General features: G+C 38.6%; 18 protein-coding genes. 11 read left to right on the top strand and 7 right to left on the bottom strand.

Annotated elements, in window-relative coordinates; translation table 11 throughout:
- Nucleotides 1–118: 118 nt before the first annotated feature.
- The gene (sucC, locus tag ELS83_RS14920; RefSeq protein ID WP_171596359.1) at nucleotides 119–1288 is read left to right on the top strand and encodes an ADP-forming succinate--CoA ligase subunit beta; all 1170 of its coding nucleotides are present in this window, start codon (nucleotides 119–121) and stop codon (nucleotides 1286–1288) included.
- On the top strand, nucleotides 1288–2163 hold the full coding sequence (gene sucD / locus ELS83_RS14915) for a succinate--CoA ligase subunit alpha (RefSeq protein ID WP_171596358.1): 876 nt from the start codon (nucleotides 1288–1290) through the stop codon (nucleotides 2161–2163). Before sucC ends, sucD begins: the two co-directional genes overlap by 1 nt.
- A 52-nt stretch (nucleotides 2164–2215) precedes the next feature.
- On the opposite strand, the gene ELS83_RS14910 is transcribed toward sucD, so the two are convergent.
- Nucleotides 2216–3358: a Fic family protein gene (locus tag ELS83_RS14910; RefSeq protein WP_171596357.1), complete on the bottom strand. Its 1143-nt coding sequence runs from the start codon at nucleotides 3356–3358 to the stop codon at nucleotides 2216–2218.
- Between the two features lie 230 nt (nucleotides 3359–3588).
- Here ELS83_RS14910 and ELS83_RS14905 point away from each other — a divergent pair, with 230 nt between their 5' ends.
- From ELS83_RS14905 to ELS83_RS14895, 3 genes are all read left to right on the top strand, one after another.
- Nucleotides 3589–4854, top strand: coding sequence for an OmpP1/FadL family transporter (locus ELS83_RS14905; RefSeq protein ID WP_171596356.1), 1266 nt, complete (start codon nucleotides 3589–3591; stop codon nucleotides 4852–4854).
- 141 nt (nucleotides 4855–4995) lie between these two features.
- Nucleotides 4996–6900 carry a tetratricopeptide repeat protein gene (locus tag ELS83_RS14900; RefSeq protein ID WP_171596355.1) on the top strand — a complete coding sequence of 635 codons (1905 nt, stop codon included), beginning with the start codon at nucleotides 4996–4998 and terminating at the stop codon, nucleotides 6898–6900.
- A 13-nt stretch (nucleotides 6901–6913) separates the two neighbouring features.
- On the top strand, nucleotides 6914–8827 hold the full coding sequence (locus ELS83_RS14895) for a tetratricopeptide repeat-containing sensor histidine kinase (protein ID WP_171596354.1): 1914 nt from the start codon (nucleotides 6914–6916) through the stop codon (nucleotides 8825–8827).
- Here ELS83_RS14895 and ELS83_RS14890 read toward each other — a convergent pair.
- From ELS83_RS14890 to ELS83_RS14870, 5 genes are all read right to left on the bottom strand, one after another.
- Nucleotides 8817–9755: a mevalonate kinase family protein gene (locus ELS83_RS14890; protein WP_171596353.1), complete on the bottom strand. Its 939-nt coding sequence runs from the start codon at nucleotides 9753–9755 to the stop codon at nucleotides 8817–8819. The genes ELS83_RS14895 and ELS83_RS14890 overlap by 11 nt on opposite strands.
- A complete protein-coding gene (locus ELS83_RS14885) occupies nucleotides 9745–10794 on the bottom strand; it encodes a diphosphomevalonate decarboxylase (protein WP_171596352.1) in 1050 nt (349 codons plus the stop codon). The genes ELS83_RS14890 and ELS83_RS14885 overlap by 11 nt, the downstream gene beginning before the upstream one ends.
- Nucleotides 10795–10805: 11 nt before the next feature.
- Complete coding sequence (locus tag ELS83_RS14880; protein ID WP_171596351.1) at nucleotides 10806–11726, bottom strand: GYDIA family GHMP kinase; 921 nt, start codon at nucleotides 11724–11726, stop codon at nucleotides 10806–10808.
- A gap of 1 nt (nucleotide 11727) precedes the next feature.
- On the bottom strand, nucleotides 11728–13050 hold the full coding sequence (locus ELS83_RS14875) for a hydroxymethylglutaryl-CoA reductase, degradative (RefSeq protein WP_171596350.1): 1323 nt from the start codon (nucleotides 13048–13050) through the stop codon (nucleotides 11728–11730).
- 121 nt (nucleotides 13051–13171) lie between these two features.
- On the bottom strand, nucleotides 13172–14164 hold the full coding sequence (locus ELS83_RS14870) for a beta/alpha barrel domain-containing protein (protein WP_171596349.1): 993 nt from the start codon (nucleotides 14162–14164) through the stop codon (nucleotides 13172–13174).
- Between the two features lie 292 nt (nucleotides 14165–14456).
- Between ELS83_RS14870 and ELS83_RS14865 the strand changes: the two genes are divergently transcribed.
- The gene (locus ELS83_RS14865) at nucleotides 14457–14897 is read left to right on the top strand and encodes an NfeD family protein (RefSeq protein ID WP_171596348.1); all 441 of its coding nucleotides are present in this window, start codon (nucleotides 14457–14459) and stop codon (nucleotides 14895–14897) included.
- A gap of 190 nt (nucleotides 14898–15087) precedes the next feature.
- On the opposite strand, the gene ELS83_RS14860 is transcribed toward ELS83_RS14865, so the two are convergent.
- Nucleotides 15088–15441 carry a rhodanese-like domain-containing protein gene (locus ELS83_RS14860; RefSeq protein ID WP_216616589.1) on the bottom strand — a complete coding sequence of 118 codons (354 nt, stop codon included), beginning with the start codon at nucleotides 15439–15441 and terminating at the stop codon, nucleotides 15088–15090.
- A gap of 245 nt (nucleotides 15442–15686) precedes the next feature.
- Here ELS83_RS14860 and ELS83_RS14855 point away from each other — a divergent pair, with 245 nt between their 5' ends.
- From ELS83_RS14855 to ELS83_RS14835, 5 genes are read left to right on the top strand one after another with little or no spacing between them, the layout of a single operon-like run.
- Nucleotides 15687–16571, top strand: a complete 885-nt coding sequence (locus ELS83_RS14855; RefSeq protein ID WP_171596347.1) for an ABC transporter ATP-binding protein — start codon at nucleotides 15687–15689, stop codon at nucleotides 16569–16571.
- A 7-nt stretch (nucleotides 16572–16578) separates the two neighbouring features.
- Nucleotides 16579–19926 carry a golvesin C-terminal-like domain-containing protein gene (locus tag ELS83_RS14850; protein ID WP_171596346.1) on the top strand — a complete coding sequence of 1116 codons (3348 nt, stop codon included), beginning with the start codon at nucleotides 16579–16581 and terminating at the stop codon, nucleotides 19924–19926.
- Nucleotides 19927–19943: 17 nt separating this feature from the next.
- Complete coding sequence (locus ELS83_RS14845; protein WP_171596345.1) at nucleotides 19944–21437, top strand: TolC family protein; 1494 nt, start codon at nucleotides 19944–19946, stop codon at nucleotides 21435–21437.
- A gap of 41 nt (nucleotides 21438–21478) precedes the next feature.
- Entirely contained in the window at nucleotides 21479–22528 is a 1050-nt protein-coding gene (locus tag ELS83_RS14840; RefSeq protein WP_171596344.1) for an efflux RND transporter periplasmic adaptor subunit, read from the top strand.
- 6 nt (nucleotides 22529–22534) lie between these two features.
- A complete protein-coding gene (locus ELS83_RS14835) occupies nucleotides 22535–25675 on the top strand; it encodes an efflux RND transporter permease subunit (RefSeq protein ID WP_171596343.1) in 3141 nt (1046 codons plus the stop codon).
- Nucleotides 25676–25693: the final 18 nt, after the last annotated feature.

The raw sequence follows: 25693 nt of genomic DNA, 5'->3' as shown, positions 1-25693 counted from the left end.
AAAAATTAACATTTGTATCATTATTAATCGACTTGCCTAAATCTGTTCAAAATCAAGTAAAAACAATACCAGCAGAACTTTTGCAGGTCATTCCAAGCCTAACAAAAATTTTTATAGAATGAAGATTCACGAATATCAAGCAAAGGAAATTTTACGCTCGTTTGGCGTTCCTGTGCCAGAAAGCAAAATTGCCTTTTCGGTAAAGGAAGCTGAAGAAGCTGCAGCCGAACTTGGCCTACCCGTAGTAGTAAAAGCCCAAATTCACGCTGGTGGACGAGGAAAAGGTGGTGGTGTTAAATTTGCACCTACTGCTCAAGATGTTACCCAATATGCGAACGACATTTTGGGAATGACACTGGTTACTCATCAAACTGGCCCAGAAGGAAAATTAGTAAAGAAAGTTTTAATTGAAGCCGCTTCGAATATCGATCGCGAATTGTACGCAGGTATTGTGATGGACCGTGCAACTTCTGCTGTGACCTTTATGGTATCGACAGAAGGAGGTATGGAAATTGAGAAAGTAGCTGAAGAAACTCCTGAGAAAATTGTTAAAGTTGTAGTAGACACAGCTGTTGGCCTTCAGCCATTTCAGGCCAGACAGATGGCTTTTGCCCTAAATCTAACTGGCGATGCTTTTAAAAATGGCGTGAAGTTTCTTATGGCACTATATAAAGCTTATATGGGAACCGATGCTTCTATTTTCGAAATCAATCCATTGGTAGTTACCAAAGAGGGTGATGTAATTGCTCTTGATGCCAAAGCAAATTTCGATGAGAATGCATTGTATCGTCATAAGGATATTGTTGCGCTTCGTGATTTGGATGAAGAAGAGCCACTGGAAATCGAAGCCGGACGCTCAGGTTTGAACTACATTAAACTAGAAGGTAATATTGGCTGTATGGTAAACGGAGCCGGTTTGGCAATGGGAACCATGGATATCATTAAACTTACAGGTGGCGAGCCTGCCAACTTCCTTGATGTTGGTGGTGGAGCATCTGCCGAAACCGTTGAAAAAGGCTTTAGAATCATTCTTTCGGATGAAAATGTAAAAGCAGTTTTGATTAATATTTTTGGAGGTATTGTACGTTGCGATCGTGTAGCCAAAGGGGTGATCGAGGCAATTAAAAATATCGATACTAAAGTACCAATTGTGGTTCGATTACAAGGAACCAATGCCGAAGAAGGGAAGAAACTTCTGGAAGCATCAGGAATGAATATTATTGCAGCTACTGAATTGAAAGATGCAGCTGAAAAAGTAGTAGGAACTCTTAAAACAATTGAAGCGTAATGAGTGTATTAGTAGATAAAAATACAAAACTAGTGGTTCAGGGAATCACTGGTTCCGAAGGGGCTTTCCATACCCAGCAAATGATTGAATATGGAACAAATGTAGTTGCCGGTGTTACCCCAGGTAAAGGTGGTCAACTATTCATGGATAAAATTCCAATTTACAATACCATGAAAGGTGCTGTAGAAAAAACCGGGGCTAATGCTTCCGTAATTTTTGTTCCACCTCCATTTGCAGGCGATGCCATTATGGAAGCTGCCGAAGCAGGTGTTGAACTGGTAATTTGTATTACTGAGGGAATTCCAACTTTTGATATGCTTAAGGTTCATGAATTCTTGAAGAAATATCCGAAAACCACCTTAGTTGGTCCTAACTGTCCGGGTGTAATTACGCCGGGAGAAGCCAAAATTGGTATCATGCCAGGCTTTATTCATAAGCCAGGAACCATTGGTATTGTTTCTCGATCGGGTACTTTAACTTACGAGGCGGTTCACCAATTGGGCGAAGCAGGTTTTGGACAATCAACAGCAATTGGAATTGGTGGTGATCCAATTATTGGAACCAAACATATCGATGCAGTGAAATTACTAAGCGAAGATCCTAAAACAGAAGCCATTGTATTAATTGGTGAAATTGGAGGTTCTGATGAAGAAACAGCTGCAGAATACATTGCCAATAATGTTGACAAACCTGTAGTTGCATTTATTGCTGGTCAGACCGCTCCTCCTGGAAAACGTATGGGACATGCCGGTGCGATTATTGCAGGTGGAAAAGGAACTGCCGAGGAAAAAATGAAAGCTCTTGCGGCAGCTGGAATTCACGTTGTAAAATCGCCAGCTGATATTGGAAAGAAAATGAAAGAAGTTTTGGGTTAGAAACCTAATAAATAATGAAAAAGCCGATTCTAAATGAATCGGCTTTTTTTATTTATAGTTCAAATAATTGCAAATATTCCCAAAGGTAAAATATCCTGTTTCGTCTGGCTCCAACCAACTCTTTAACCAAGCCAACATTTTCGAATTCCTTAATCAATTGATTGGCCGATTGGAAACTTAAGCCCAATTTCTCTTTCACTTCGTTCACAGATAAAAATGGCTTGGAGTAAAACTCAGTAACCAATTGTTTGGCTGATTGGTGTCTCTTTTTCCCCATTTTATCCTCGATCAACTTTTCGTTACGATCCGATAATAACTTAATCTGCCCTAAGATTTCTTTGCTATACCTTGCCGATTCCTTGATCCCGGTAAGGAAAAAACGAATCCACTGTTCAATGTCGTTCTTCGATCGAATTAAATTCAAGCGATGATAATATTCCAACCTGTTACGCTCAAAAAATACAGACAGACAAAAAACAGGTTTGTGCACAAAATTCAGCTCCATCATTTCAAATAAAATAAGGGTTCGGGCCGTTCTTCCATTACCATCCAAAAAAGGAAGAATATTTTCGAACTGATATAGTGAAATGGCCATTTTGATCAATAAAGGCAACTCCAGGTTATCATTTCTCCAGAATTTCTTGGCGTCGTTAATTAAGATCTTAAGCTCATGCTTATTGGGTGGAGTATATTCAAAACTCGAATCGAATTTGTTGTCTTTTGAATTGAAGAAAGGGCGAATTTTACCTCCAAAGTCTTCCATTTGAGGCAAGTCCGAACAAATAATTTTATGGGCTTCTTTCACCAAACGTATGGATAAAGGAAAACGTTTCAGTTCTTTTACTCCCCATTTAATTGCATCAATATGGTTGGTAATTTCCTTTTGTTCGTAGATTCTCTTAAAACTTCTTGAGTTTTCGGGAACAAATGCCTGGGGTAAGCTACATTTACTTCCCTCTATCATATTAGAGGCTACAGCTTCCTGGGCAACAAAAAGAGGAATGTACCTGCTTATGTTTGGAAAGAATTTCGAAAATGCGTTCAACTCTCCAAGTTCAAGCATGGCCTGTTCCAGCAGGATATTTATTTGTTTATCCTTCCACTCAAAGGAGCGGTTAATTAAAGATGGCGTAACACTTTTGTATCCCTCTTTAAAACTTTGATAGGTGTAATTTCCTGAGATTTTATTATTCAAGTTTGTAATCTTTTAGTTGAATAAAGATATCTTATTCAAGATAAAAGTATTAAAATTTAATAAAACACTGCTTATAAAATGACTTGCTTTTTCTTATCGACAAATCTAAATACTTGCATTATTTTGATTTTCTGAGACTTAACAGAAGCGTTCTTCTTAACCTAATGGTTTATAACTTGCTTGACAAAGATTTTGCTTTATATTCAGACCGAATTTTAAAACATCAACTTATGATTAAAAGAATTTGTTTAGCCATAGCCATTATTGCAATGGCATACAATGTAAAAGCTGAAGGTTATGCAGTTAATCTTCAAGGTGTCAAACAAACCGGTATGGGACACGTAGGTACTGCATTGAATTTTGACGCAAGTAGTATGCAATGGAATCCAGGTGCACTTGCGACCTTAGACAGCAAATATAGTTTCTCTTTAGGAGGATTTGCAACTTTAACAAAAGCTGAATACACAGGTATTGGAGGTGAATTCGAAACAGATAATGATGTAAGACCTCCATTTTATTTTTATGGAGCAATGAAAGTTAACGACAAGTTAGCAATTGGTTTAGGAGCTTACACACCATTCGGAAATACCATGAAATGGGGAGATGATTGGTCAGGAAGATATCTAATTCAAGATATCAGTGTTAAAGCGATTTACTTCCAACCAACAGTATCTTATAAATTTAATGATTGGTTAAGCGTTGGTGCTGGTTTAAACATTGTTTATGGTGATGTTGATTTAAACAGAGCTGTTCCTTTGAGAAACCCAGCTGATGGATCACTTCTTCCTGACGGAAAAGTAAATATTAGCGGAAGTAAAATTCAATACGGTTACAACCTTGGTGTATTTTTACAACCAACTGAAAAATTAAATATTGGTCTTTCCTACAGATCTCAAGTAGATGTAGAATTAGATTATAGCGATGCAGATGTAGATTTTACTGTACCTGCTGCTTTCGATTCATTTTTACCTGATGGCAATGTAGCTGCTGCTTTACCTCTTCCAGCAAGTTTTAATTTAGGTGTTGCATACCAGATTAATGAAAAGTGGTTGGTTTCTGCCGATGTTAACTTTATCCAATGGAGTGAATACGAATCATTAAATTTTGATTTTGAAACAAACACTCCTGCTTTAGATGATTCTAATAGCACCAGAGACTGGGACAATACAATGACCTGGAGATTTGGTACAAGATATACAGCTAACGAAAAATTAGATTTGTATGCTGGTTTATATTTTGACAAAACACCAACAAATAAAATGTACTATTCTCCGGAAACTCCTGGAGCAGATAAGGTAGGTATTTCCTTAGGTTTCTCATATAAACTTACTGATAAGCTTAGCCTGGATGCAACTGTTCTTTACAATGAAGGAGAAAAAGTTACTGCAACTGAATCGAATCCAACTTCACAAGCAATTTATGGTCCTGCAGGATTTGCGGGAGAATACAAATACAGAGCCTGGTTACCAGGTGTTGGAATTACTTACAACTTCTAATTTCAACTGAAAATACCTAAAAAAGCCTGGTCTTGTACCGGGCTTTTTTTTATTAGCATAAATTTATTTTTTGGTCAATAGGGCTTTATTTTCATCGAATATTCATATTTTGCAATGATTTTCTAATAACACTTGCCCAATATGAAATACTTCGCTTTACTCGTTCTAATCGTATCCATTTCAATCGGTACAAATGCAGGAATCTTACTAAACGACACCCCTAAAAATCAGGCGGAAGCACAAATTGATGAGCTTTTAAAAAAAGCCAAACTTTTAAGAGATTCTTCTTACGATGCAAGTGCAGAAGTTGGAAGAAGAGCCATTGAGCTGGCCGGTAAAACAGAAAAAGCAGATGTAATCGCATTTGCACACAAGTCGCAAGGAATCACTTTTTTCTACCAGGGATTATTTGATTCGTCTTACCAACATTACATCAAAGCAAGAGAAGAATTTGAATCGATAAATGATAGCTTAAATGTTGCCATTTTGGATTCGAATATTGGTATTGTTTACCGAAGAACCAATCAATACGATAAAGCACTTCAACAATACCTTAAGGCGCTTGATATTTACGAAGAATTAGAAAATCAGAAAGGAATAGCAGGAGCCTACACCAATATTGGCGGCCTGTATCAAACCTTAAACGATATTGACAAAGCCTTGAAATTCTACATTAAGGCAAAAAACATTTATGCAAAAATTGGAGAAACCCAAAGGTATTCAAGAGTGCTGACCAATATTGGTGTGATTAAGTTTGAAAAAGAATTGTACAACGAATCGTTGGAGTATCAGCTTGAAGCTTTAAGATTAAATAAAATGGATGGAATGTTGCAACACAAAGCGATTATTCAATTGAATATCGGGGAGTGTTACCAGGCATTGGAAAAACCATTAAAAGCTCTTGAATACTTTAACAAATGTGAAGATATCAGGCTACAGCTAAATGACATCTGGGGACTAGGGAAGCTGTACATTAAAAAAGCCATTGTATTGCAGAAGCTCGAGCAGTATAAAAATGCGGAAGCTTACTTTCAAAAAGCTGAAATTTTCTGCCAGGAACAAGGTCTTTCCGAGGATTTGGCTACCACATATCATCATTATTCCAAACTGCTCGAATCGATTGACAAGCCAAAGGAATCTATTGCCTATTTCAAAAAGTTCTACATTCTGAAAGATTCATTAAATGCAATTATCAATGAAAATTTACTTGCCGAGGTAACTGCGAAATTTGAAACGGAGCAGAAAAAGAAAGAATTTGAATTGCTGCAACAACGCACTCAAATTCAAAATCTTGAACTGGGACAAAAGAATGCCTGGATCATCGTATTAGTGGTTGTAATGATTCTTGGTATTGTAGCTGTGATGGTTTCTCTCAGAATTAATCGCCTAAGGGCAGATCATAAAATTATGGACTTGCGACAGAAAGTTTTGCTCACCCAAATGAACCCTCATTTCCTGTTCAATTCACTAACTGCCATTCAAAGTTTTATTCTGGACGAAAAAAACGATGATGCCAATAATTATCTGTCCAGGTTAGCAAGTCTTGTGCGAGGAATTCTGGAAAATTCGAGGGAAGAGTTTGTTTCTTTGCGTACCGAATTGCGAACTCTTGAAGACTATATCGGGCTGCAGAAATTAAGATTTGAGAATGATATTGCATACCAATTTGAAGTGGATGCAAGTCTGGATCAGGATGAAATCATGGTGCCACCTATGTTGGCTCAACCTTTCGTAGAAAATGCGCTGATTCATGGTAAACTTAGGAGTAACCCCAATGCTTGTATCAATATCAAAGTGACTAAAACTGAGGATGAAAAGTCGATAAAATTTAGTATTATTGATAATGGAATTGGGATTGATAAAGCCAAAAGTCAGCCTAACCAAAAACAGCATAAATCATTGGCTACATCCATTGCTTTGGATAGAGTGAAGATTTATAATTTTAAATCATCCAAAAAGATGAATTTTGAAATTATCGATTTATTTAAGCTGGATCAGAAACTAAAAGGTACAAAAGTAAGTTATTCTATACCAATTATTACTTAAGGGGGCGTAATACATGATTAGAACATTATATACCATTTCTTTTTTGTTGGTTTTTTGCAATGCCATTGCTCAATCGAATAAAAAAGTAAGCAGTTCCGAGCTGCAGAAACAAGTTACAGCTTACCTCGATTCTTCATCGGTTTTATTAAGGAATAATTCGCTTATTAAAAGTATTGAGATCTGCCAAAAGGCAATTTATTTGGCTGAAGAAACCGAAGATCCGGTATATTTGTCAAAAGCCTACAAAAGACAAGGAATCAATTATTTCTATTCGGGCAATGTTGATTCTTCCTTCCTGTATTATAACAAAGCCATTCCTCAGTTTGAAGCACTGGGTTCAAAAATCGACGTTGGTAAGGTAATAGGTAATATCGGACTGTTATATAAAAGTCAGGCACAGTATGACAAAGCCTTGGAATTTTACCTCGAAAATTTAGAGATCTACGAAGAAGCCAACTACGTTAAAGGTTTGGGCAGTGTTTATAACAACCTGGGGAATCTGCATCAGATTATAAACAACCTTGAATACGCTAAAAAATATTACATGCTTGCTTTGCAAAATTTCCAGAAGCACGAAAATTCGTTGGAAACGGCGAAAGCCTATTGCAATTTGGGAGCCGTTTGCGAAAAGCAAAAGGAATTTTCGAAAGGTATGGAGTATTACGAACTTGCCTTAGAGGAAAATTCTAAAATTGGCAGCAAACTTCTTGATTCCAAGTTGTTTTTTAATATTGGATATTTATACCAGTCGAACAAACAGTTTGATTCGGCTATTGTTTACCTTAACAAGGCCGAAAAGCTTAGAATTGAATTAGAGAACCATCACGGACTGATCAATGTAAAATTACGTCTTGGGACAACCTATTTAGAGTTAAAAAATTACGGACAAAGTGAAAAATACTTACTAGAGGCATTAGAACTTGCTAAACAATTGGAGCATGATCTTGTTCTGCCTGATATTTTATTTGGCCTGGCCTCCTTGTATGATGATCAGAAGCAATTTGAAAAGGCATACAAATATCAATCTGGTGGAATACAGGTTAAAGATTCGCTGAACACGATCAGCATAGAAAATAAGTTTGCAGAAATGGCTGCGACTTACGAAAATGAAAAAAAGAAACAGGAGTTTGAACTTTTACAGCAAAGAACCCAAATTCAAAATCTTGAAATCGGTCAAAAAAATGCATGGATTATTGTTCTCCTGGTAGTTATTATTTTGGGCGTGGTGGCTGTATTGGTTTCGCTTAGAATTAACCGATTAAGGGCCGATCATAAAATTATGGACCTGCGCCAGAAAGTTTTGCTCACCCAAATGAATCCTCATTTCCTTTTCAACTCATTAACTGCCATTCAAAGTTTTATACTTGATGAAAAAAACAGTGAAGCCAATAATTACTTATCGAGACTGGCGAGTTTGGTAAGAGGGATTTTAGAGAATTCGAGGGAAGAGTTTGTGTCACTCGAAACCGAATTAAGAACTTTAGAAGATTATATCGGACTTCAAAAACTCCGATTCGATAATGACATTTCCTACCAGTTTGAAGTAGATGCAAGTTTGGATCAAACCGAAGTACTGGTTCCCCCGATGCTGGCCCAACCTTTTATCGAAAATGCTTTGATTCATGGGAAGTTGAGAAATAATCCAGAGGCACATATCGAGCTAAAGATTTCAAAATCGGAAAATGGTGACCTGCTTCGTTTTAGTATTCGGGATAATGGCATTGGAATTGATGAAGCCAAAAAACAAGCAAGTAAAAAGCAGCATAAATCATTGGCCACTAAAATTGCACTTGACCGAGTAAAAATCTACAATTTTAAATCATCAAAAAAAATGTACTTTGAAATTGTGGATATGAAAACCATCGACCAGAATAAGAGTGGAACCATGGTTACTTATACCATCCCCATCTTGAATTCTAAAAATTAAGAGCAAGTCTTTGGTGTGAATATCCCATTTTACTGAGAAACAATTCCGTTTCTGAGGCGTTTCTGGTGAAACACAATAAAAAGCCTCCACCTCCAGATCCACAAAGTTTTAAATGAAATTGTTGGGAATCGATACCGGTTTTCCATAACTCTTTAAAACCAATTGGAATTTTGTCGGCAAAATGATTGTACTGAAATCCTGATAAGGCTTGAATCGACTGAAAGAACAAGTCTGAATCATGATTACAAAAACTGCTGATGCATTTATTGGTAATCGGGATCAGTTCATTTCTTATCAACTTGTTGTATTTTTCATTATTACAACGATTAAGAAAACTTGTTACCAAAGGAGCTGTATCCCCTTTTTGTTGGGTATCTATTAAAATCAGGGCATTTTCGCCAGCCATTTCATCCACCTGAATATCAACAATATTGATTTGATTTTTGGAAGAAAGAATGACAGCTTGGTTTAAGTAAGATATTAAAGGGTCCAAACCAGAACTTTTGCCATGAAATCCTCCCTCCATCATAGCCAATATTTCTTTTAAGGATGATAAATCATGATTATCTACCTGTTGGGAATTTCCATATCGTTGATAAAGGGCTGCACACAATGCTCCAGAACTTCCCACTCCATAACTAATCGGAATGCTCGAATCGAAGTACATTCCAGAACGTATGTCTCTTTCCAGATTTGATAAATCGAGAATGGATTGAAAAGAATCCGAATGTGACAGCAAATACTTCAAATAAATCTGCAATTGATCGTTTGAGTTTCTGCTAATCTCACTCTCTTTATAGGGCTCAAAACGAAGTCGTGCCTTAAACTGATGACAAGGAATGCTAAGTGCCATTGAGTCCATAAGCACAGAATATTCCCCAAAAAGGAGAAGTTTTCCATATACCCAATTGTCTGCCTTATTTACCATTAGCAATCGTTAATAATTTGGGTCCCGAACCTGTTTCGTCTTTCAGGTATCTGCCTCCCTCTAACAAGGATTTCAGTTCCGCCTCAACAAAGTTTGTTACTTGTTCTTTTTCATTTTTTGGGAACATTAAATGAATGTTTGGGCCAGCATCAAGTGTGAATCCCAGTGGTATTTTTGTTGATTCCCTGAAATCTCTGATCAATTCGATTGCTTGCAAAGTATTTGGACGTAAAAGCGTAAATGATGGATTTGAATTCATCATTAAGCCGTGTAAGCTTAAAGCTTCGTTTTCCAGAACTTCAATAAAACTCTCCAGATCACCACTACGCAAAATCCCTAACATTCTTTCAAAGTTTGCATTGGCCTGCTCATATCTTGCCTGTGCAAACGGATGGTCGTTCATTAATGCGTGCCCTGCAGTACTTGACACCTTTTTCTTTTCGCCACTTACAATAAGGATAAAATCCTGGTAATCTTTAAATATGGGATGGATGTATTTTGAAAAGGGTGTTGCATAATCGTTAGATGCTTTTGAAAAAGCCACACTTTCGCCCCAGGTTGCATAAGAATTGTAAATTGATCGAGAAGCACTACCCGAACCCAAACGGGCAATATAACTGGCTTTTCGCATGAATTCATTTGCTTCCAGCTTTTTGCCGGTAACTTGTTCCTCCATACTGCACAAGCACATGGCCAGCGCACTCATTGCCGAAGCCGAACTTGCAATTCCTGTAGAATGTGGAAATGTATTTTCCGACTTTATATGAAATGTATAGTCATTGATAAAAGGAAGATCTTCACTTATTCCTTCCAGAAATTTTTCAATTCTTTTGGCAAATGCCGGAACATTTTTGCCTTCAAATTCGAAAGTGAGCCATTCTTTATTTCTTTCCGAGTATGACAGCCAGGTTTTGCTAACAGCATTTTTTAAGGTCATACTCACCGAAGGATTGCGAGGAATTTGTCTTCCTTTTTTTCCCCAGTATTTAATCAAAGCAATATTTGAAGGGCTTTCCCAAGCCACAGTTCCTTTATTCATTAACTTGTTTTTTAACTTAAAATGATTTCGTCCCAGGAGAATATTGTGCTTAATCCTTTTTCGTAAAAATAGCGATGAACTTCTCGCTTACCATCATCAGATCGTACCAGGATAAAATCGCCACCCCAGGCACCTAATGATTTTATAGAACCCTTAAAATCGGAGAACCTTTCAGACTTAATTGGATCACAATTCAAAACCTCTGAAATAAATCTTTCATGTTCCGAAATGAGTGCATCAAATTCAAATGCATTTTCCGATTGCAAGAGTTTTTTACTCAAAAGTGATATGCTTTCAACCTGTGTTTTGGTAACAGGATTGCCATTCAAAAACTTTGCAACACTCTCTTCGCTATTTTGCTTATTTCCCAGGTAAACAAAGTAAAGTTGCTCAGAAAATTTAGGTTGAAATTTAATTGGATAGATCATGGGATGTGATCCATTTCTTCGAAATAAAATAGGCAAACAGTAGTTTGCACAGGCAATATCATAACCAGATCCCTTAGAAACCATTGCATGCAACTCGTAAGGGTTTACATCTGCCCATTGAGCAACATTATTAATCAGACTCGAACTAGATCCCAATCCCCATTTTCTATCGAAGTTAATTTCCGATTTTACCCTCCACGAAAAATTCTTCAAAAATTCAGGATTCAATTGTTTTGCCTGCTTCAGAAGAAAACAAACAAAATCTTTCTCAGTTTTTCCTTTCTGATCTGCTTGTAAAACCTCATCCTCCGATATTGAAAAATGCAACCATTCCTGGGCTCGATCCAAAGCAATCCACTCCAAATCTTTCGAATCAGATTCATAAATTTCCATGAATTGACCAAATCTTAGCGGAATAGCTAATGATAATGAGCCATGCAAAACCAAATACTCTCCAGTGATTAGGAATTTGGCATTCGAGTAATATTTCTTAACAGGTAACAATTTAGCGTAACTTGGTTCTAATGGATTTAATAAATGATTCTACCTCGCTATAAGATACAGTTTTGTGAGCAAAGTACTCTAAGGCCTGTTTCTTTTCTTCGTAATCGGCTTTTAAGGCATTCAACAAATTAGATAGGTGCATTTTCATATGACCATATTGAATTCCGGTAGTCACCAATGATCTTAAAGCTCCAAAATTATTGGCCAAACCCGCTGTAGCAGTAATCATCATTAATTCTTTAGCCGATGGTTTCCCTAAGAGTTCAAGGCCAAATTTTGCCAAAGGGTGAAGGCTTGTTAATCCACCAACAGTTCCTAATGAAAGAGGAATTGTAAGTTTATATTTAAAGCGATTACGAGAAATCGAGGCTTGTGTAAGACTCTTATATTTACCACTTTTCGACGCCCAAACATGACCATTTGCTTCGATTGCTCTAAAGTCGTTTCCGGTGGCAAGTGCCACGGCATCTATTCCATTAAAGATTCCCTTATTGTGAGTTGCCGCTCTAAATACATCAATCTCTGCAATTTTTGAAGCCTTGGAAAATTTCTCAGCAAATTCTTTTCCACTCATGCCTGGCTCAATATTATCCAATTCTGCAATATCGCACTCCACCCAACATTCTACCAAACAATCTGGTGTGTAATTCGATAGAATTGACATGATGATCTCGCAATCGCGTTCAATCTCTTTCAATTCTTTGTAATACCTAAAGAACTTCTTCATGGTTTGCGCCATCTGCTCAAGACAGGAATTGATAAAGTTGGCACCCATAGAATCTACTGTATCAAAATCGACATGAAGCTGATAGTAGTGATCCATTTCATTCGAGAGGTCGACCAAACGAATATTCTGGATACCGCCTCCGCGTTGTCGCATGTTCCTGGTCAGCTCTTTGGTTGCTCTATACAGTTCATATTTAAGCTCAGGCAATAAATCGATCAGTCGATCTTTCTCCCCTTTCCATAAAAAATGAACTTGTCCTGATTTTACCACAGAAACCACTCTTGCCTGAAATCCGCCATGATTTGCCCAAAACTTTGCCGAACGCGATGCAGCAGCAATCACAGAGCTTTCTTCAATTACCATTGGAATATGGTACAATTGCTTGTTGATCACAAAATTTGGTGCAACACCAAATGGCAAGTAAAAATTTGAAAGGGTATTCTCACTGATCTCATCGAGCAAGTCTTGTTGCTCTTTATCCTGCAGTCGGAAACTATCCAGCTGCGACTTTATTTTATCGGCACTGCCAGTAAGTGCGGCAAGCTTTTCTTCTCGAGATAATTTGGAAAAACCTGATATTATCGATTTTCGCTTCATAAATCAAAATTTAATTCCCGTGTTAGAGAAAAATCCGTAAATAATAAAATACTTACAGGTCCTAAATTACATTTTTTATTCAGCGAACCCAAATCAGGAAAGGATTTTTAACAATTCCGGTCTACTTCACTTTTAAATAAGTTTTCGATATTTTCAGTCCTTCTACCTGAGTGTGAAGATATTTTTGCAGATCTTCGTAGGATTCCCTGGCATATTTTAACAGTTGTGAAGCTTGCCCATAAATCGCCGGAAGTTTACTCTTTTCGGTCAAATAGTAGCCATCAATAAAACTGTGGATTCCGCCAGAAATAATAATTTCCTTGCATTTGATATGTTTATTGCTCTCAACAATTTCGTTGGTCCAATTCAACATCTGCTCTGCCGAATGACCAATTTTAGCCAAAGGCTCAAAGAGCTGGACCTGGGCATCAGGATTTCTAAGCATCTCAATTTTTGCGAAGTTGGTACCTCCAAAAGCGGCAAATTCTATCGCCTGTAGGGGCAATCTCAACAATTGTTTTAAACTTTCGGGTCCGAAACCTTGCCCAACCTCTTTCACAATAATCGGAAAATCGACGCTTCTAAGAAGTTCTTTAATCGATTCTATTGGCGAGCGCAATATGCGGTCTCCTTCGGGCTGAAGCCATTCCTGCATTGGATTTACGTGAATAATTAAACCATCGGCCTCAAGTTTACCTACCATATCGATAAGCTTTTGCAATTCCTTGCTTGCAATCAATTCCTCTAACTGGCAAATTCCCAGGTTGGCATATAAAGGAAGGTCAGCTCCAATTATGTGCCTCACATCGAAATCCTTCAGGTGCTCATCGCTATCCAATAAAGATCGGCACGAACCTAATCCCATACCCATACCAAATTCGGCACAAGCCTTAGCCAGATTTTTATTGATCTTGCCAGCAAGTTGTGTTCCTCCTGTCATGCTGGAAACCCAAATTGGTGTTCTCAATTCTTTCCCTAAAAAAGTGAATGGCTTCAATTCATCTTGAGGATGAGAGTCAATAAATGGCTCATAATAAAACCTATCATCTAATAAAGTTTGCTCTATTTGAGAACGAAAAGCCAGGTCGATATGATCTTTTTTTCTATCGGTCATTCTGATATGGATATTTAATTTTTGACAGCAACTTATTTTTTGCCAAACCAGTCAAAATAAATTTTCTAGTGTTTACTAAGATAACACAATAATCGAAACGCAAATCTAAGCAATCTTAAGTTGAACTCTAAATTTATTTTGAACGATTCTTAATAAGGATGGAGTTTAAAAACTTCTTACTTGCTGATAATGTGTCTATTTAGATAGATTTCATGAACTTGACATTTTTGACACTAGGATCAAGAACAAACTTGCCATAATTTTACTTTTCGATGCAAAACAAATTGTAATTATGGAGCTGGAAATTTGGCATTTATGGATGTTACTATCGATCGGATTATTTATTGTTGAGATCATTACATCAACATTCTCTTCCTTGTGCTTTGGAGTGGGAGCTTTAAGTGCAGGTATTCTTTCTTATGCCAATTATTCAATCTCTGTCCAGCTCGTTGTATTCATTACAATAGCATTACTGGGAATATTTTTACTCAAACCATATTTACAGCAAAAGTTAGTGAGTAAAACCGGAGTAAAAGTAAGTATCGGAACCAATTTTATCGGACGGGAAGCTTATGTAATGGAAGAAATCAATCCGCAAAAAAGACGCGGAAAAGTAATTATTGGTGGCACCGGAAAGAAAGCAATTGCAATTTCGGGAGAAATTATACCCAAAGGAGCATTTGTCGAAATTGTTGATTCGAACGAGATAGAATTAACCGTTAAAGAAATCTAAATATTTTAACCCTAAAACCAAAGGTTTGATCAGTTCAAACCTTTTTCTTTTACCTCTCCATTTACATACATTCTGTCAGTTCAATGATTACATGTCGGTTCAATTTATGCGATTGGCCGAATCGTATGGGAGAGGTAAATTTTTTCTGCAAGTGTTCCGATAAAGTTGAAACAGGAAACTTTTGTAAAATTTACCTGTATCGCTGCACTTTCGGATCAACCTCAACCGACCAACGATCGATTCCACCTTTTAGATTGTAGACACGCGAGAATCCATTTCTTCGAAGATAATTCATTACCTGTTTGCTTCGAACGCCCATATGGCAGAACACTACCAGGTCTTTATCTCGCGGCAATTCTTCTATCTTAGATGGAATCTCACCCATAGGGATATGTTTGGCATTTTCGATGTGGCAAATCTGAACTTCTACCGGTTCACGAACATCCAACATCATCATATCTTTTCTCTTCTCCATTTCCTGAATAATTTCAAGTGGAGTTAAATCGCTTTTACCAGAAGCATCATTTTTTATACTAAAACCCACAGCTTTACCTTTATTGATTTAGAGTAAAGATAAACAGAACAAGAAAAATATTCCATTATTTGTAACCTTTCTTACCCATTTCTTGTCTGATAATTTACATAGATCGAGTGAAGAGCTTCGTTTATCGAATAATAAACACTGTGTATTTAAAAATTTAGCATAAATTGTAAATTTGGTAAGCGATCTCAATTCATTATGCATACAGAATACACCAACCAACAATTATAACTAATTGAACGCTACGAATGCAGATCAAAATAGACTCTTTGAGTAAGGTATATCCCAATGGTAAGAAAGCACTTGACAATGTTAGCCTGGAAATTGGCAACGGCATGTTTGGATTGCTAGGCCCAAATGGTGCGGGCAAGTCAAGCTTAATGCGGATATTGGTTACCCTGATGGAACCCAGCCAGGGAAATGTAAAATTCGATTCTTTTGATTTAAAGACAGATCGAAAGGAAATCAGAAACATTCTTGGCTATTTGCCTCAGGATTTTCGATTTTTCACCAAACTAAAAACCTGGGAATTCCTGGATTATGCCGCATCACTCGCCGGCATTAGAAGTAAAAAAATCAGGCACAAAAAAGTGGATGAATGGCTCGAAAAAGTTGGGCTCTTTGATGTAAGGGAGCGAGATGCCAACAAACTTTCGGGCGGTATGAAAAGAAGACTTGGAATTGCACAAACCCTAATTGGAGATCCGAAGGTAATTATTGTGGATGAGCCTACAACAGGATTAGATCCCGAAGAGAGAATCCGTTTCAGGAACATTCTTTCCGAAATAAGTCAGCAGGAAGTTACCATTATTCTATCGACTCATATTGTTGGCGACATTTCGAGTGTTTGTAACAGTTTGGCCTTGCTAAACACCGGACAACTGGCTTTTAGTGGTTCGCCACAAGAACTTATCGAGCAAGCCAGGGGACATGTTTGGCAAGTAAATACTTCGGGTTACGAATACGACCTTATTAAAGAACAGCATGCGGTAGTTTCTACCATTCCAACCAAAGATGGTTGGGAAGTTCAATTGATTGGCGATGGAAGCAAATTTCAGAATGCCATCGAACTGGAACCCAATCTGGAACATGCCTATGTTTATTTCATGGAAAAATCAACAAGTTTAATCTAGAACATTCATGATTTCGATACACACCATACGCTCCGTTGCCAAATTCGAAACCAAGACCCTACTGCGGTCCTGGTTTTTCAGGATATTTGCATTGCTGGCCATCTTTTCCATTGGTGGCTTTAATATTGCTGCCTTTGTTGAAGGAAGTGGTGCACCATGGATTTACAGGGCATTGCCAGCAGCCATTCCTTATGCCAACCTGATTATTTTAAATTTGGGTCAGGCCATTGTTGCCGTTTTCCTGGCCTCCGAATTCTTAAAACAGGACAGTAAAAACGATACTGTAGAGGTAATTTATGCCCGTTCGATGACCAATAGCGAATACATTCTGGGTAAATCCATCGGAATTATCATGGTGTTCGTCATTTTAAACATCATTATGCTGGCCATGGGCATTGGCTTTTCTTTCCTGAGTAACGAATCATCGCAAAGCATTTGGGTATTACTTTATTATCCTTTACTGATATCCATTCCTACCCTGGTTTTTATTCTGGGATTGGCCTTTTTCATGATGATTTTACTGAAAAATCAGGCCATTACATTCATTGTTTTACTGGGGTACATTGCACTCAGTATTTTTTATCTGAATACGAAATTCTACCATTTGTTCGATTATATCGCCTACCAAATTCCTATGATGAATTCTACCATTGGTGGATTTGGAAACATTCAGGAAGTGGTGATCCATAGAGGCATTTATTTTTTCCTTGGTATTGGCTTAATCCTCTTTACCATTTGGAAACTGCCACGCTTGCCACAGTCGAAAAAACTGGTTTCGCTGCCCATATATCTTGCATTTATCAGTTTTGCAGTTGCTGGCGGACTTGTATATCAGTACCTCGATTTAAAAATTGGTGGCGAAAACTATCGCGAAAAGCTGATATCCATTAACGACAAATATGTAGATCATGCCAAATTGGAAGTTACCAGCTGTAAAATTGATTTGGAACATAGAGGTGAAAACATAGCTGCCACAGCACAGCTAAAAGCTGTAAATTCAAACGAAAAAACCATAGACACCTTACTATTCAGCCTAAACCCGCAATTAAAAATCAATTCCATTTACATTGATAAAAAAGAGGTAGCATTTCAGCGCAACGAACAGGTAGTCAAAATTCTTCCCAAAGAAAAGCTTTCTCCTGGAGAAGAATTGCAAATTGAAATTGCCTATGAAGGAACAATTGATGAAAGAGTGCATTTTCTTGATTCAGATCCCGAACTGGTGGCCGATAACTTTACGGCAGAAATGTTCCGAATCAGGAAAAGATTTTCCTATTTGAACGACAATTTCGTATGCCTTACCCACGACGCTTTGTGGTATCCAATTTCTGGTGTTGGCTACTCTTCTTTGTACCCGGGACTTTATTCTCCCAATTTTGCAAACTATCAGCTACACGTAAAAACCAAAGAAGATTTAGTGGCTGTATCGCAGGGTAAACTTACAAAAGAGGAGAATGGGGTATTTTCCTTTGCTCCCGAATATGCTCTTCCAAAAATTAGCCTGCTAATTGGAGATTATCAAAAGCACAGCATTAAAGTTGATTCGGTTGATTATTCCATCTATTCCATTCAGGGCAATCAGTTTTTCCTGAAACATTTTGATGTAATTCAGGATAGTTTACCTGCCTTAATTCGTGAACTCAAAAATGAATACGAAAGTGCACATGGATACAGCTATCCTTTCAAAAGATTATCATTGGCAGAAGTGCCAATACAGTTTGCCTTAGACAAGCACAATTGGTCGATTGCCAGCGATGCCATTCAACCGGAAATTGTCTTTTATCCCGAAAAGGGAGTGGTAATGGAAGAGACAGATTTCAAGAAGCGAAAAAAACGCTTCGAGAAAAGAATGAAACGAGACAATGAAGAAGTTTCGGAAGAAGAACTTCAGGCACGTATTTTTAAGCGATTCGTTCATGGGAATTTTAATCCGCCGGCTACAGAGTGGTACCAATTCGATCATGTCGATCGCAATACATTTTCGCTTTTCCCAAATTATTTCACTCACGCTTCGGCTTTGTATTCGAAGGAGTTCCCCGTGCTGAATATGGCACTGGGTGTTTACATGAAAGAAAACCAGGAAGTGTCACAAACCTTTTCCCGCTGGAGGTGGGAAGGCATCAGCAAAGCGGAAAGAATCAACCTCTTATTGAAAAATACTTCCCTACAAAATATTGCAGAAACAAAACTGCCGAAGGAAAAAGATTGGGATGATCAAATCATTCTGAATGATATCATGAGAGTAAAGGGAAATCACTTGTTCTCTTTGTTTAAAGCGCGATATGGCGAAGAGGAATTTAATAAGGTTCTTCAAAAATTTATTGCAGAAAATCGATATCAAAAGTTCGATTTCAGTCAGTTTGATAGCTTGATAATTGCAAATTTCGACACATCGGTACAATCGGAAATAGAAACCTGGTTTACCACTACCAAACTGCCAGGATTCTTGTTGAAAGATCTTCAAACCTACAAGGTAAAAGATGGCGATCACATCAAGTATCAGATTCGATTTAAGATTTCCAATCCCGAATCGGTAGATGGCATTGTGAGTATCAATATCGAAACGGGAGGACAAAACCGCCGTCGCAACAGGCGATTTGGAGGCAATAATAAGCCCGATTTTACCAAAGCAGTTTTTGTTCCGGCGCATTCGGCAAAAGAGGTGGGCTTTGTATTTCCAGCTGAACCTGGCAGGATGAATATCTTTACTCATGTATCTGAAAACCTGCCAAACAGTTTGATATACGATTTTAGCTCATTTGCAGAAACCAAGCGAAGCAAATTCTTTAATGAAACCAAAGAGTGCGAACTGTTCGAAGGGGTTTTAGATGCCAACGAATTTGTGGTAGATAATGAGGACAAAGGCTTCGAATACGTTCAGGTTTCGAATAAAAGTCAGCTAAAACAATGGGTCGACAGCAAAAGAGAAGTGACCGAAGAATATTCGAGATTGAGAACCTGGAACCCACCAAACGAATGGAAGAATGTACTTCGATCGGGATTTTTCGGAAAGTATGTTCGCTCGGCATTTTTTACAAAATCGGGTGTGGGCGATCGCACGGCAAGCTGGAATGCCGAATTGAAAAATGATGGCTACTACGACGTTTATTGCCATGTCGAAAAAATTGAGCAACGCTGGGGCCGCAGAAAAAAAACCAAAACAGATTACAATTTTAAAATCTATCATGAAGATGGATTTGAAGAAGTAAATAAATCGGATCAGGAACTTGAAAACGGTTGGAATTACCTGGGTAGTTACTACATCACTCCTGAAACTGCAAAAGTTGAACTGAACAACAAATCGGTTGGCGCATATCTGTTCGCCGACGCAATTAAATGGGTAGAAAACAAATAGTCTAACAACATTATAGCATGATTCTTAACAAGCTTACATTAAAAACATTTGCCTTAACGGGGATTTTACTCCTGGCTTCCTTTTGTGCTTCGGCTCAAAAGCAGCTTACCCTGGAGGAAGCATTATTAATCGCCTTCGACAACAGTCCCGACATTAAAAAGTCGAAGATTAACATGGAACAGAACAAGGAACGATTGAATGCCCAGCTGGCATCATTGCGTTCGCGTTTCTCGTTTGATGTTACGCCGCTTTCCTACGAAAAAACCGAATCGTACAACGAGTATTTTTCAACCTGGAACACATCTGAAAACAAAGGTGCCAGTGGTACTTTTACCGTTTCTCAGCCCATTAAACTAACCGATGGTAGGTTATCTCTAAGAAATGAATTCGGTTACCAGGATAACTCTTCGGAATCCAGTAATTCTTCCTATTCGGGATACAATAACTCCTTGTACATGCAGTACGATCAGCCTATTTTCACCTTCAACAAAACCAAAATGGATCTTACCCGAAACGAGTTGAACCTTGAAAATGCAACGCTTTCCTACTCCATTCAGATGCTCAATATCGAGCGACAGGTAAACCAGGCTTTCTACACCATTTACCAAAAGCAAATGGCACTGCAAATTTCGGAAGAAGAGTACGAAAACCAGAAAACCAGCAAGGAGATTATTGCCAGCAAGGTAGAAGGCGGACTTTCGGCTAAGGAAGAATTGTACCAGGCCGAACTGAACCTGGCAACCAGTAAATCGACACTTGATAACAATCGTGTAGAGCTTGAAAATGCCAAAGATGAATTCAAACTTTTATTGGGAATTTCATTGTATGAAGACATTTCGGTTTCGACAAACATACAGTACATTCCTGTGGTGGTTGATCTTGAAAAAGCAATTGAGAACGGATTGACCCAACGATTGGAATTGACCCAAAGAGAAATTGATTTGAACAATGCAAAGTTCGACCTGATCGAAACCTCAGCCATTAATGAGTTTAAGGGAAATATCAGCCTCTCGATGGGGATTATGGGCAACAATAAAAATCTTGCCGATGTGTACGACAAACCAACCAAAAGTCCGAGAGTTGGGGTAACCTTCTCCATTCCAATTTTTGATTGGGGTGAAAGAAGAGCACGAATCAGGGCTGCAGAATTAGAGGTAGAAAGCAGGGAAATCGATAAAAACAGTTTGAAGGATGATATTACCATCAACATTCGAAAGATCTATCGCAACCTTCAAAACCTGATTCAGCAAATTGATATTGCCAAACAGAATGAGAAGAATGCCCAGTTGACCTACGATATCAACCTTGAAAGATACCGAAATGGTGACCTTACAAGTATCGACCTGGAGCGATTCCAGAACCAGTTATCAGAGAAAAAAATGAATCTTGCTAATTCGCTGATCAACTACAAGCTGGAGCTTTTGAACCTGAAAATTCAATCCTTATGGGATTTCGAGAAGAACCAATCATTCGTTCCTCTTGAGCTTCAGGAAAATTTAAGAATGGAATAGTTAATAAATCAATGATAAAATAAAATAGAATGGCCTTTACAATGAAACGATTTGCATTTTTACTTCTGGGTGCTGCCCTTTTCGCTTCGTGCGACGATAACAAAGCTGATTTGAATAAAGATATCGCAGTACAGGTATCGGTACAGGAAATTGTACCCAAAAGCATCGAAAAATACATTAGTACCACCGGAACGGTTGAACCGATTAAAACAGTTGATTTAAAATCGGAAGTAGCCGGAAAATACCGCTTGCTTAATAATCCGCGCACCGGCAGAAAATTTCAGTTGGGCGATTACGTTCAGGAAGGAACCCAGGTAATTCTATTGGAAGACAAAGAATATGAGAACAATATCAAGATTAAATCTTTGGAATTGAGATTGGAAATTTCGCAGCAAACTTTCGAAAAACAGCAATCGCTTTACAAAAAAGGTGGTGTAACCCTGTCGGAGCTTAAGAATGCTGAAATTGAACTGATCAATGCCAAATATTCTTACGAAGATGCATTGTTCCGATTGGAGAAACTAAAGGTAAAAGCGCCATTCTCGGGCATCATTACCAACCTGAATTATTATACCGAGAATACCAGAATTGAAGCGGCTTCGCCAGTGCTTAGCATGATGGATTACAGCAAGCTGCACATGGAAATTAACCTGGCAGAGAAAAACATTGCCATGATTAAAACAGGACAGTCTGTAAACATTGTAAACTATACCATTCCTGGTGATACGCTAAATGGCGTTCTTGCACAGCTTTCTCCTGCCATTGATGCCGAAACCCGTTCGTTTAAAGCGGTGGTAAATGTCGATAATTCGAAACTATTGCTTCGTCCGGGTATGTTTGCCAAAGGCGAGATTGTAGTGGCTCATAGCGATTCGGCATTGGTGATCCCAAAAAATGTAATTCTAAACAAGCAGAAAGGAAATGTTGTTTTTGTTGTTCACAAAGGATTGGCAGAGGAAAGAGTCATTGAATTTGGTCTTGAAAATCCTGACGAGGTACAAATCATTTCAGGTTTAGAGAAGAAAGATCGATTGGTTGTAAAAGGTTTTGAAACCCTTCGAAACAGATCAAAAATTAAGATTGTAAAGTAATTCCACATGAAGAAAATAACTCAATTTTCAGTCAATTACCCGGTAACTGTGTCCATGATTGTATTGGCCATTTTACTGCTTGGCTATGTTTCGCTGGGTAAACTGAGTGTAGATCTGTTTCCTGAAATGAATGCTCCGCGCATTTTTGTGGAAATAAAGGCAGGTGAAAGGCCGCCTGAAGAGATCGAGAAGCAATTCATTGAAAGTATAGAATCACAGGCCATCAGGCAAAAAGGTGTGAGCCAGGTATCGTCGATTTGCATGGTTGGTGCAGCACGTGTTACAGTTGAATACAGCTGGGGAAGCGATATGGACGAAGCTTTTCTCGATCTGCAGAAAGCACTTACCACCTACTCTCAGAATGCCGATATCGATGAATTTACCATTACCCAGCACGACCCGAATGCATCGCCTATTCTGATTATGGGAATGCTACATCCGCAAATTAAGGATATGGATGAGCTGAGAAAAATTGGTGAAAATTACATTCGAAATGAGCTCATCCGGTTGGAAGGAATTGCAGAAGTTGAACTTACGGGTGCACTCGAAAAAGAAATTCGCATCGAAACCAATCAGTATCTGCTGGATGCTCACGGCTTAACGGTTGATCAGATTGTACAGAAGATTCAGAGCCTGAACCAGAATGTATCGGGCGGTAGCATTGTTGAAATGGGTACCAAATACATTATTAAAGGTGCTGGTTTAATTCGTGATATACAGGAAATCGAAAATGTAATTGTTGGTACAAAAAACCTTCAGTCAAATGTTCCAACCCAGGCGAATGCATCTCAAAGCAGCCAGGTTCCTGTAAAAAACAAAGTGCCTATCTTACTCAGAGATGTAGCGCAGGTGAAATTTGTACCCAAAGAGGCTCAAAATATTGTTCGAATCAATGGTGAACGTTGCGTTGGCCTGTCCATATACAAAGAGACCGGATCGAATACGGTGAAGGCCGTTGAAGATTTCGATGAAGCCATGCAATCCATCAGGAAAGCATTGCCGGGCTATCAATTCATTATCGTGCAAAACCAGGGGCAGTTTATTCAAAAAGCCATAGACGAAGTAGAGGAAACAGCCCTCATTGGTGTGCTGATCGCTATTTTTGTTCTCTTCATTTTCTTGCGAAGGTTTAAGGTAACGGCCATAGTAAGTTTTGCCATTCCGGTATCCATTATCGCAACATTTAACCTGATGTATTTCAACGGACTCAGCCTGAACATTATGACTTTGGGCGGACTGGCATTGGGTGCAGGTATGTTGGTGGATAATGCCATTGTGGTAATCGAGAACATTTTCAGAAAAATGGAACTGGGCCTATCGGTGAAAGATGCTGCCATTGAAGGAACTTCGGAAGTTGGTGGAGCCATTGTTGCCTCTACCCTAACCACCATTGTGGTGTTCCTACCAATTGTGTATTTGCATGGCGCTTCGGGTGCTTTGTTCAAAGACCAGGCATGGACCGTTGCATTTTCGCTGATTGCTTCACTTTTTGTGGCCATCCTCTTTATTCCAATGCTTTTTAACTATGCATACAAAGGCAGTAAAAAAGAGATCAAATTTAAATCGGTAAAGATTGGCTGGTACGGCGATTTGCTTGGCAAACTTCTAAAAAAGAGAGCTTTTGTAATTGTTGGAGCCTGCGTTTTACTGGTTGCAACCGGATTAATCCTGCCAATGGTAGGAAACGAATACCTGCCCAAAAGTGGTGTTGGAGAATTCAGCCTTGACATTGAACTGCAGGAAGGAACACAGCTCGATCGCACTTCAAAAACAGTTGAAGCCATTGAATCGATGCTATGGCAAGCCATGGGCGATCAGATTGAAACCGTGTACAGCAAAATTGGTCCCGATACCGGGAGTGCATCCGATAAGGCAGTTTTCCAGAATGAGAATACGGCCAATATCAAAATTAAACTGAAGAAAGAATTCATTGCCCAATCGGAAGACATTCTGAACAATGTGGGTGAATTGGTTGGCGATATTCCCAATGCCGAAATTTCTATTGTAAGAGACGAAACTGCTTTGCAATCGACCATTGGAACCGAAGATGCTCCAATCGAAGTGGAAGTGAAGGGAAAGGATATGGAAATCCTGGAACGTTTGTCGAATGAAATAAAGCAAAACCTGTTGGAAATTCCTGAATTGGCCAATGTACAGACCAATATCGAAGAAGGTGCTCCTGAGGTAAATGTGGTGGTAGATCGCTACAAAGCCGGAATTTTTAATATGACTACCGAAGGCATTGCCGGTCAGTTGCAGGATATCCTCATGGGAAAACAAGCCGGTAAATACGAACATGGTGGCGAAATGAGCGATATCACCGTTCAGTTGCCTGAGATTGGTATTTCGGAATTGAATTCCCTCATGCTTCAGTCGGGCAATTCAGAAATTCCTTTGTACGAGGTGGCAAACATTGAGAAATCCTCATCGCCAAAGCAAATGCTTCGAAGAAATCAGAACCGTATTGGAAAAATTAGTGCTGATATTCGAGGCGATCTGGCCTTTGACCAGGTAGTAGGTAAAATCAATGCCAAACTGGCCAATGTGGAACTGCCAACAGGTTATAATATTGGCCTGATTGGAGAAGAACAGAAAAGACAGGAAGCCATGTCGAACCTGAGCTTTGCACTCATGCTATCGGTAATTTTGGTTTATATGGTGATGGCTTCTCAGTTCGAATCACTCATTCATCCATTTACCATTCTTCTGACCATTCCATTGGCGGGAGTTGGTGCTGTCTGGGCATTCTTTATGCTGGGCATTCCAATGAACATTATGGCTTACATCGGAATCATCATGCTGGGTGGGATTGCAGTAAACGACTCCATCATATTGGTCGATGCCATCAACCAGTTCAAGCAGCAAGGTCACTCCTTGCGCGAATCGGTGATTATGGCTGGAGAAAACAGAATCAGGCCAATTATCATGACCAGTGTAACCACAATTTTGGCGCTGCTGCCATTGACCATTGGTTTTGGTGAAAGTGCCGCTCTTCGCGCTCCTATGGCAATTGCCGTAATTTCCGGACTTGTAACTTCTACCTTACTGAGTTTGGTGGTGATTCCTTGTGTGTACTATGCATTTGATAGAATACAGAGCTTTATCACAAGTTCGCGGGAAGAGAGAATGAAATATGTGAAAGAGTAAATACAAGCTAAAAGCTGA

The organism is Marinifilum caeruleilacunae (assembly GCF_013141825.1).
Classification (GTDB): Bacteria; Bacteroidota; Bacteroidia; order Bacteroidales; family Marinifilaceae; genus Marinifilum; species Marinifilum caeruleilacunae.
Note: the sequence above shows the minus strand (reverse complement) of the source record. Positions and strands in the feature narration are given on the sequence as shown.

What these genes read in the sequence shown, in the direction of transcription:
- sucC (WP_171596359.1), top strand. Translation starts at nt 119, where the DNA reads ATGAAGATTCACGAATATCAAGCAAAGGAAATTTTACGCTCGTTTGGC.
- ELS83_RS14845 (WP_171596345.1), top strand. Translation starts at nt 19,944, where the DNA reads ATGATTCTTAACAAGCTTACATTAAAAACATTTGCCTTAACGGGGATT.
- ELS83_RS14865 (WP_171596348.1), top strand. Translation starts at nt 14,457, where the DNA reads ATGGAGCTGGAAATTTGGCATTTATGGATGTTACTATCGATCGGATTA.
- ELS83_RS14875 (WP_171596350.1), bottom strand. Translation starts at nt 13,050, where the DNA reads ATGAAGCGAAAATCGATAATATCAGGTTTTTCCAAATTATCTCGAGAA.
- ELS83_RS14835 (WP_171596343.1), top strand. Translation starts at nt 22,535, where the DNA reads ATGAAGAAAATAACTCAATTTTCAGTCAATTACCCGGTAACTGTGTCC.
- ELS83_RS14855 (WP_171596347.1), top strand. Translation starts at nt 15,687, where the DNA reads ATGCAGATCAAAATAGACTCTTTGAGTAAGGTATATCCCAATGGTAAG.
- ELS83_RS14850 (WP_171596346.1), top strand. Translation starts at nt 16,579, where the DNA reads ATGATTTCGATACACACCATACGCTCCGTTGCCAAATTCGAAACCAAG.
- sucD (WP_171596358.1), top strand. Translation starts at nt 1,288, where the DNA reads ATGAGTGTATTAGTAGATAAAAATACAAAACTAGTGGTTCAGGGAATC.
- ELS83_RS14870 (WP_171596349.1), bottom strand. Translation starts at nt 14,164, where the DNA reads ATGACCGATAGAAAAAAAGATCATATCGACCTGGCTTTTCGTTCTCAA.
- ELS83_RS14885 (WP_171596352.1), bottom strand. Translation starts at nt 10,794, where the DNA reads ATGAATAAAGGAACTGTGGCTTGGGAAAGCCCTTCAAATATTGCTTTG.
- ELS83_RS14905 (WP_171596356.1), top strand. Translation starts at nt 3,589, where the DNA reads ATGATTAAAAGAATTTGTTTAGCCATAGCCATTATTGCAATGGCATAC.
- ELS83_RS14900 (WP_171596355.1), top strand. Translation starts at nt 4,996, where the DNA reads ATGAAATACTTCGCTTTACTCGTTCTAATCGTATCCATTTCAATCGGT.
- ELS83_RS14840 (WP_171596344.1), top strand. Translation starts at nt 21,479, where the DNA reads ATGAAACGATTTGCATTTTTACTTCTGGGTGCTGCCCTTTTCGCTTCG.
- ELS83_RS14895 (WP_171596354.1), top strand. Translation starts at nt 6,914, where the DNA reads ATGATTAGAACATTATATACCATTTCTTTTTTGTTGGTTTTTTGCAAT.
- ELS83_RS14890 (WP_171596353.1), bottom strand. Translation starts at nt 9,755, where the DNA reads ATGGTAAATAAGGCAGACAATTGGGTATATGGAAAACTTCTCCTTTTT.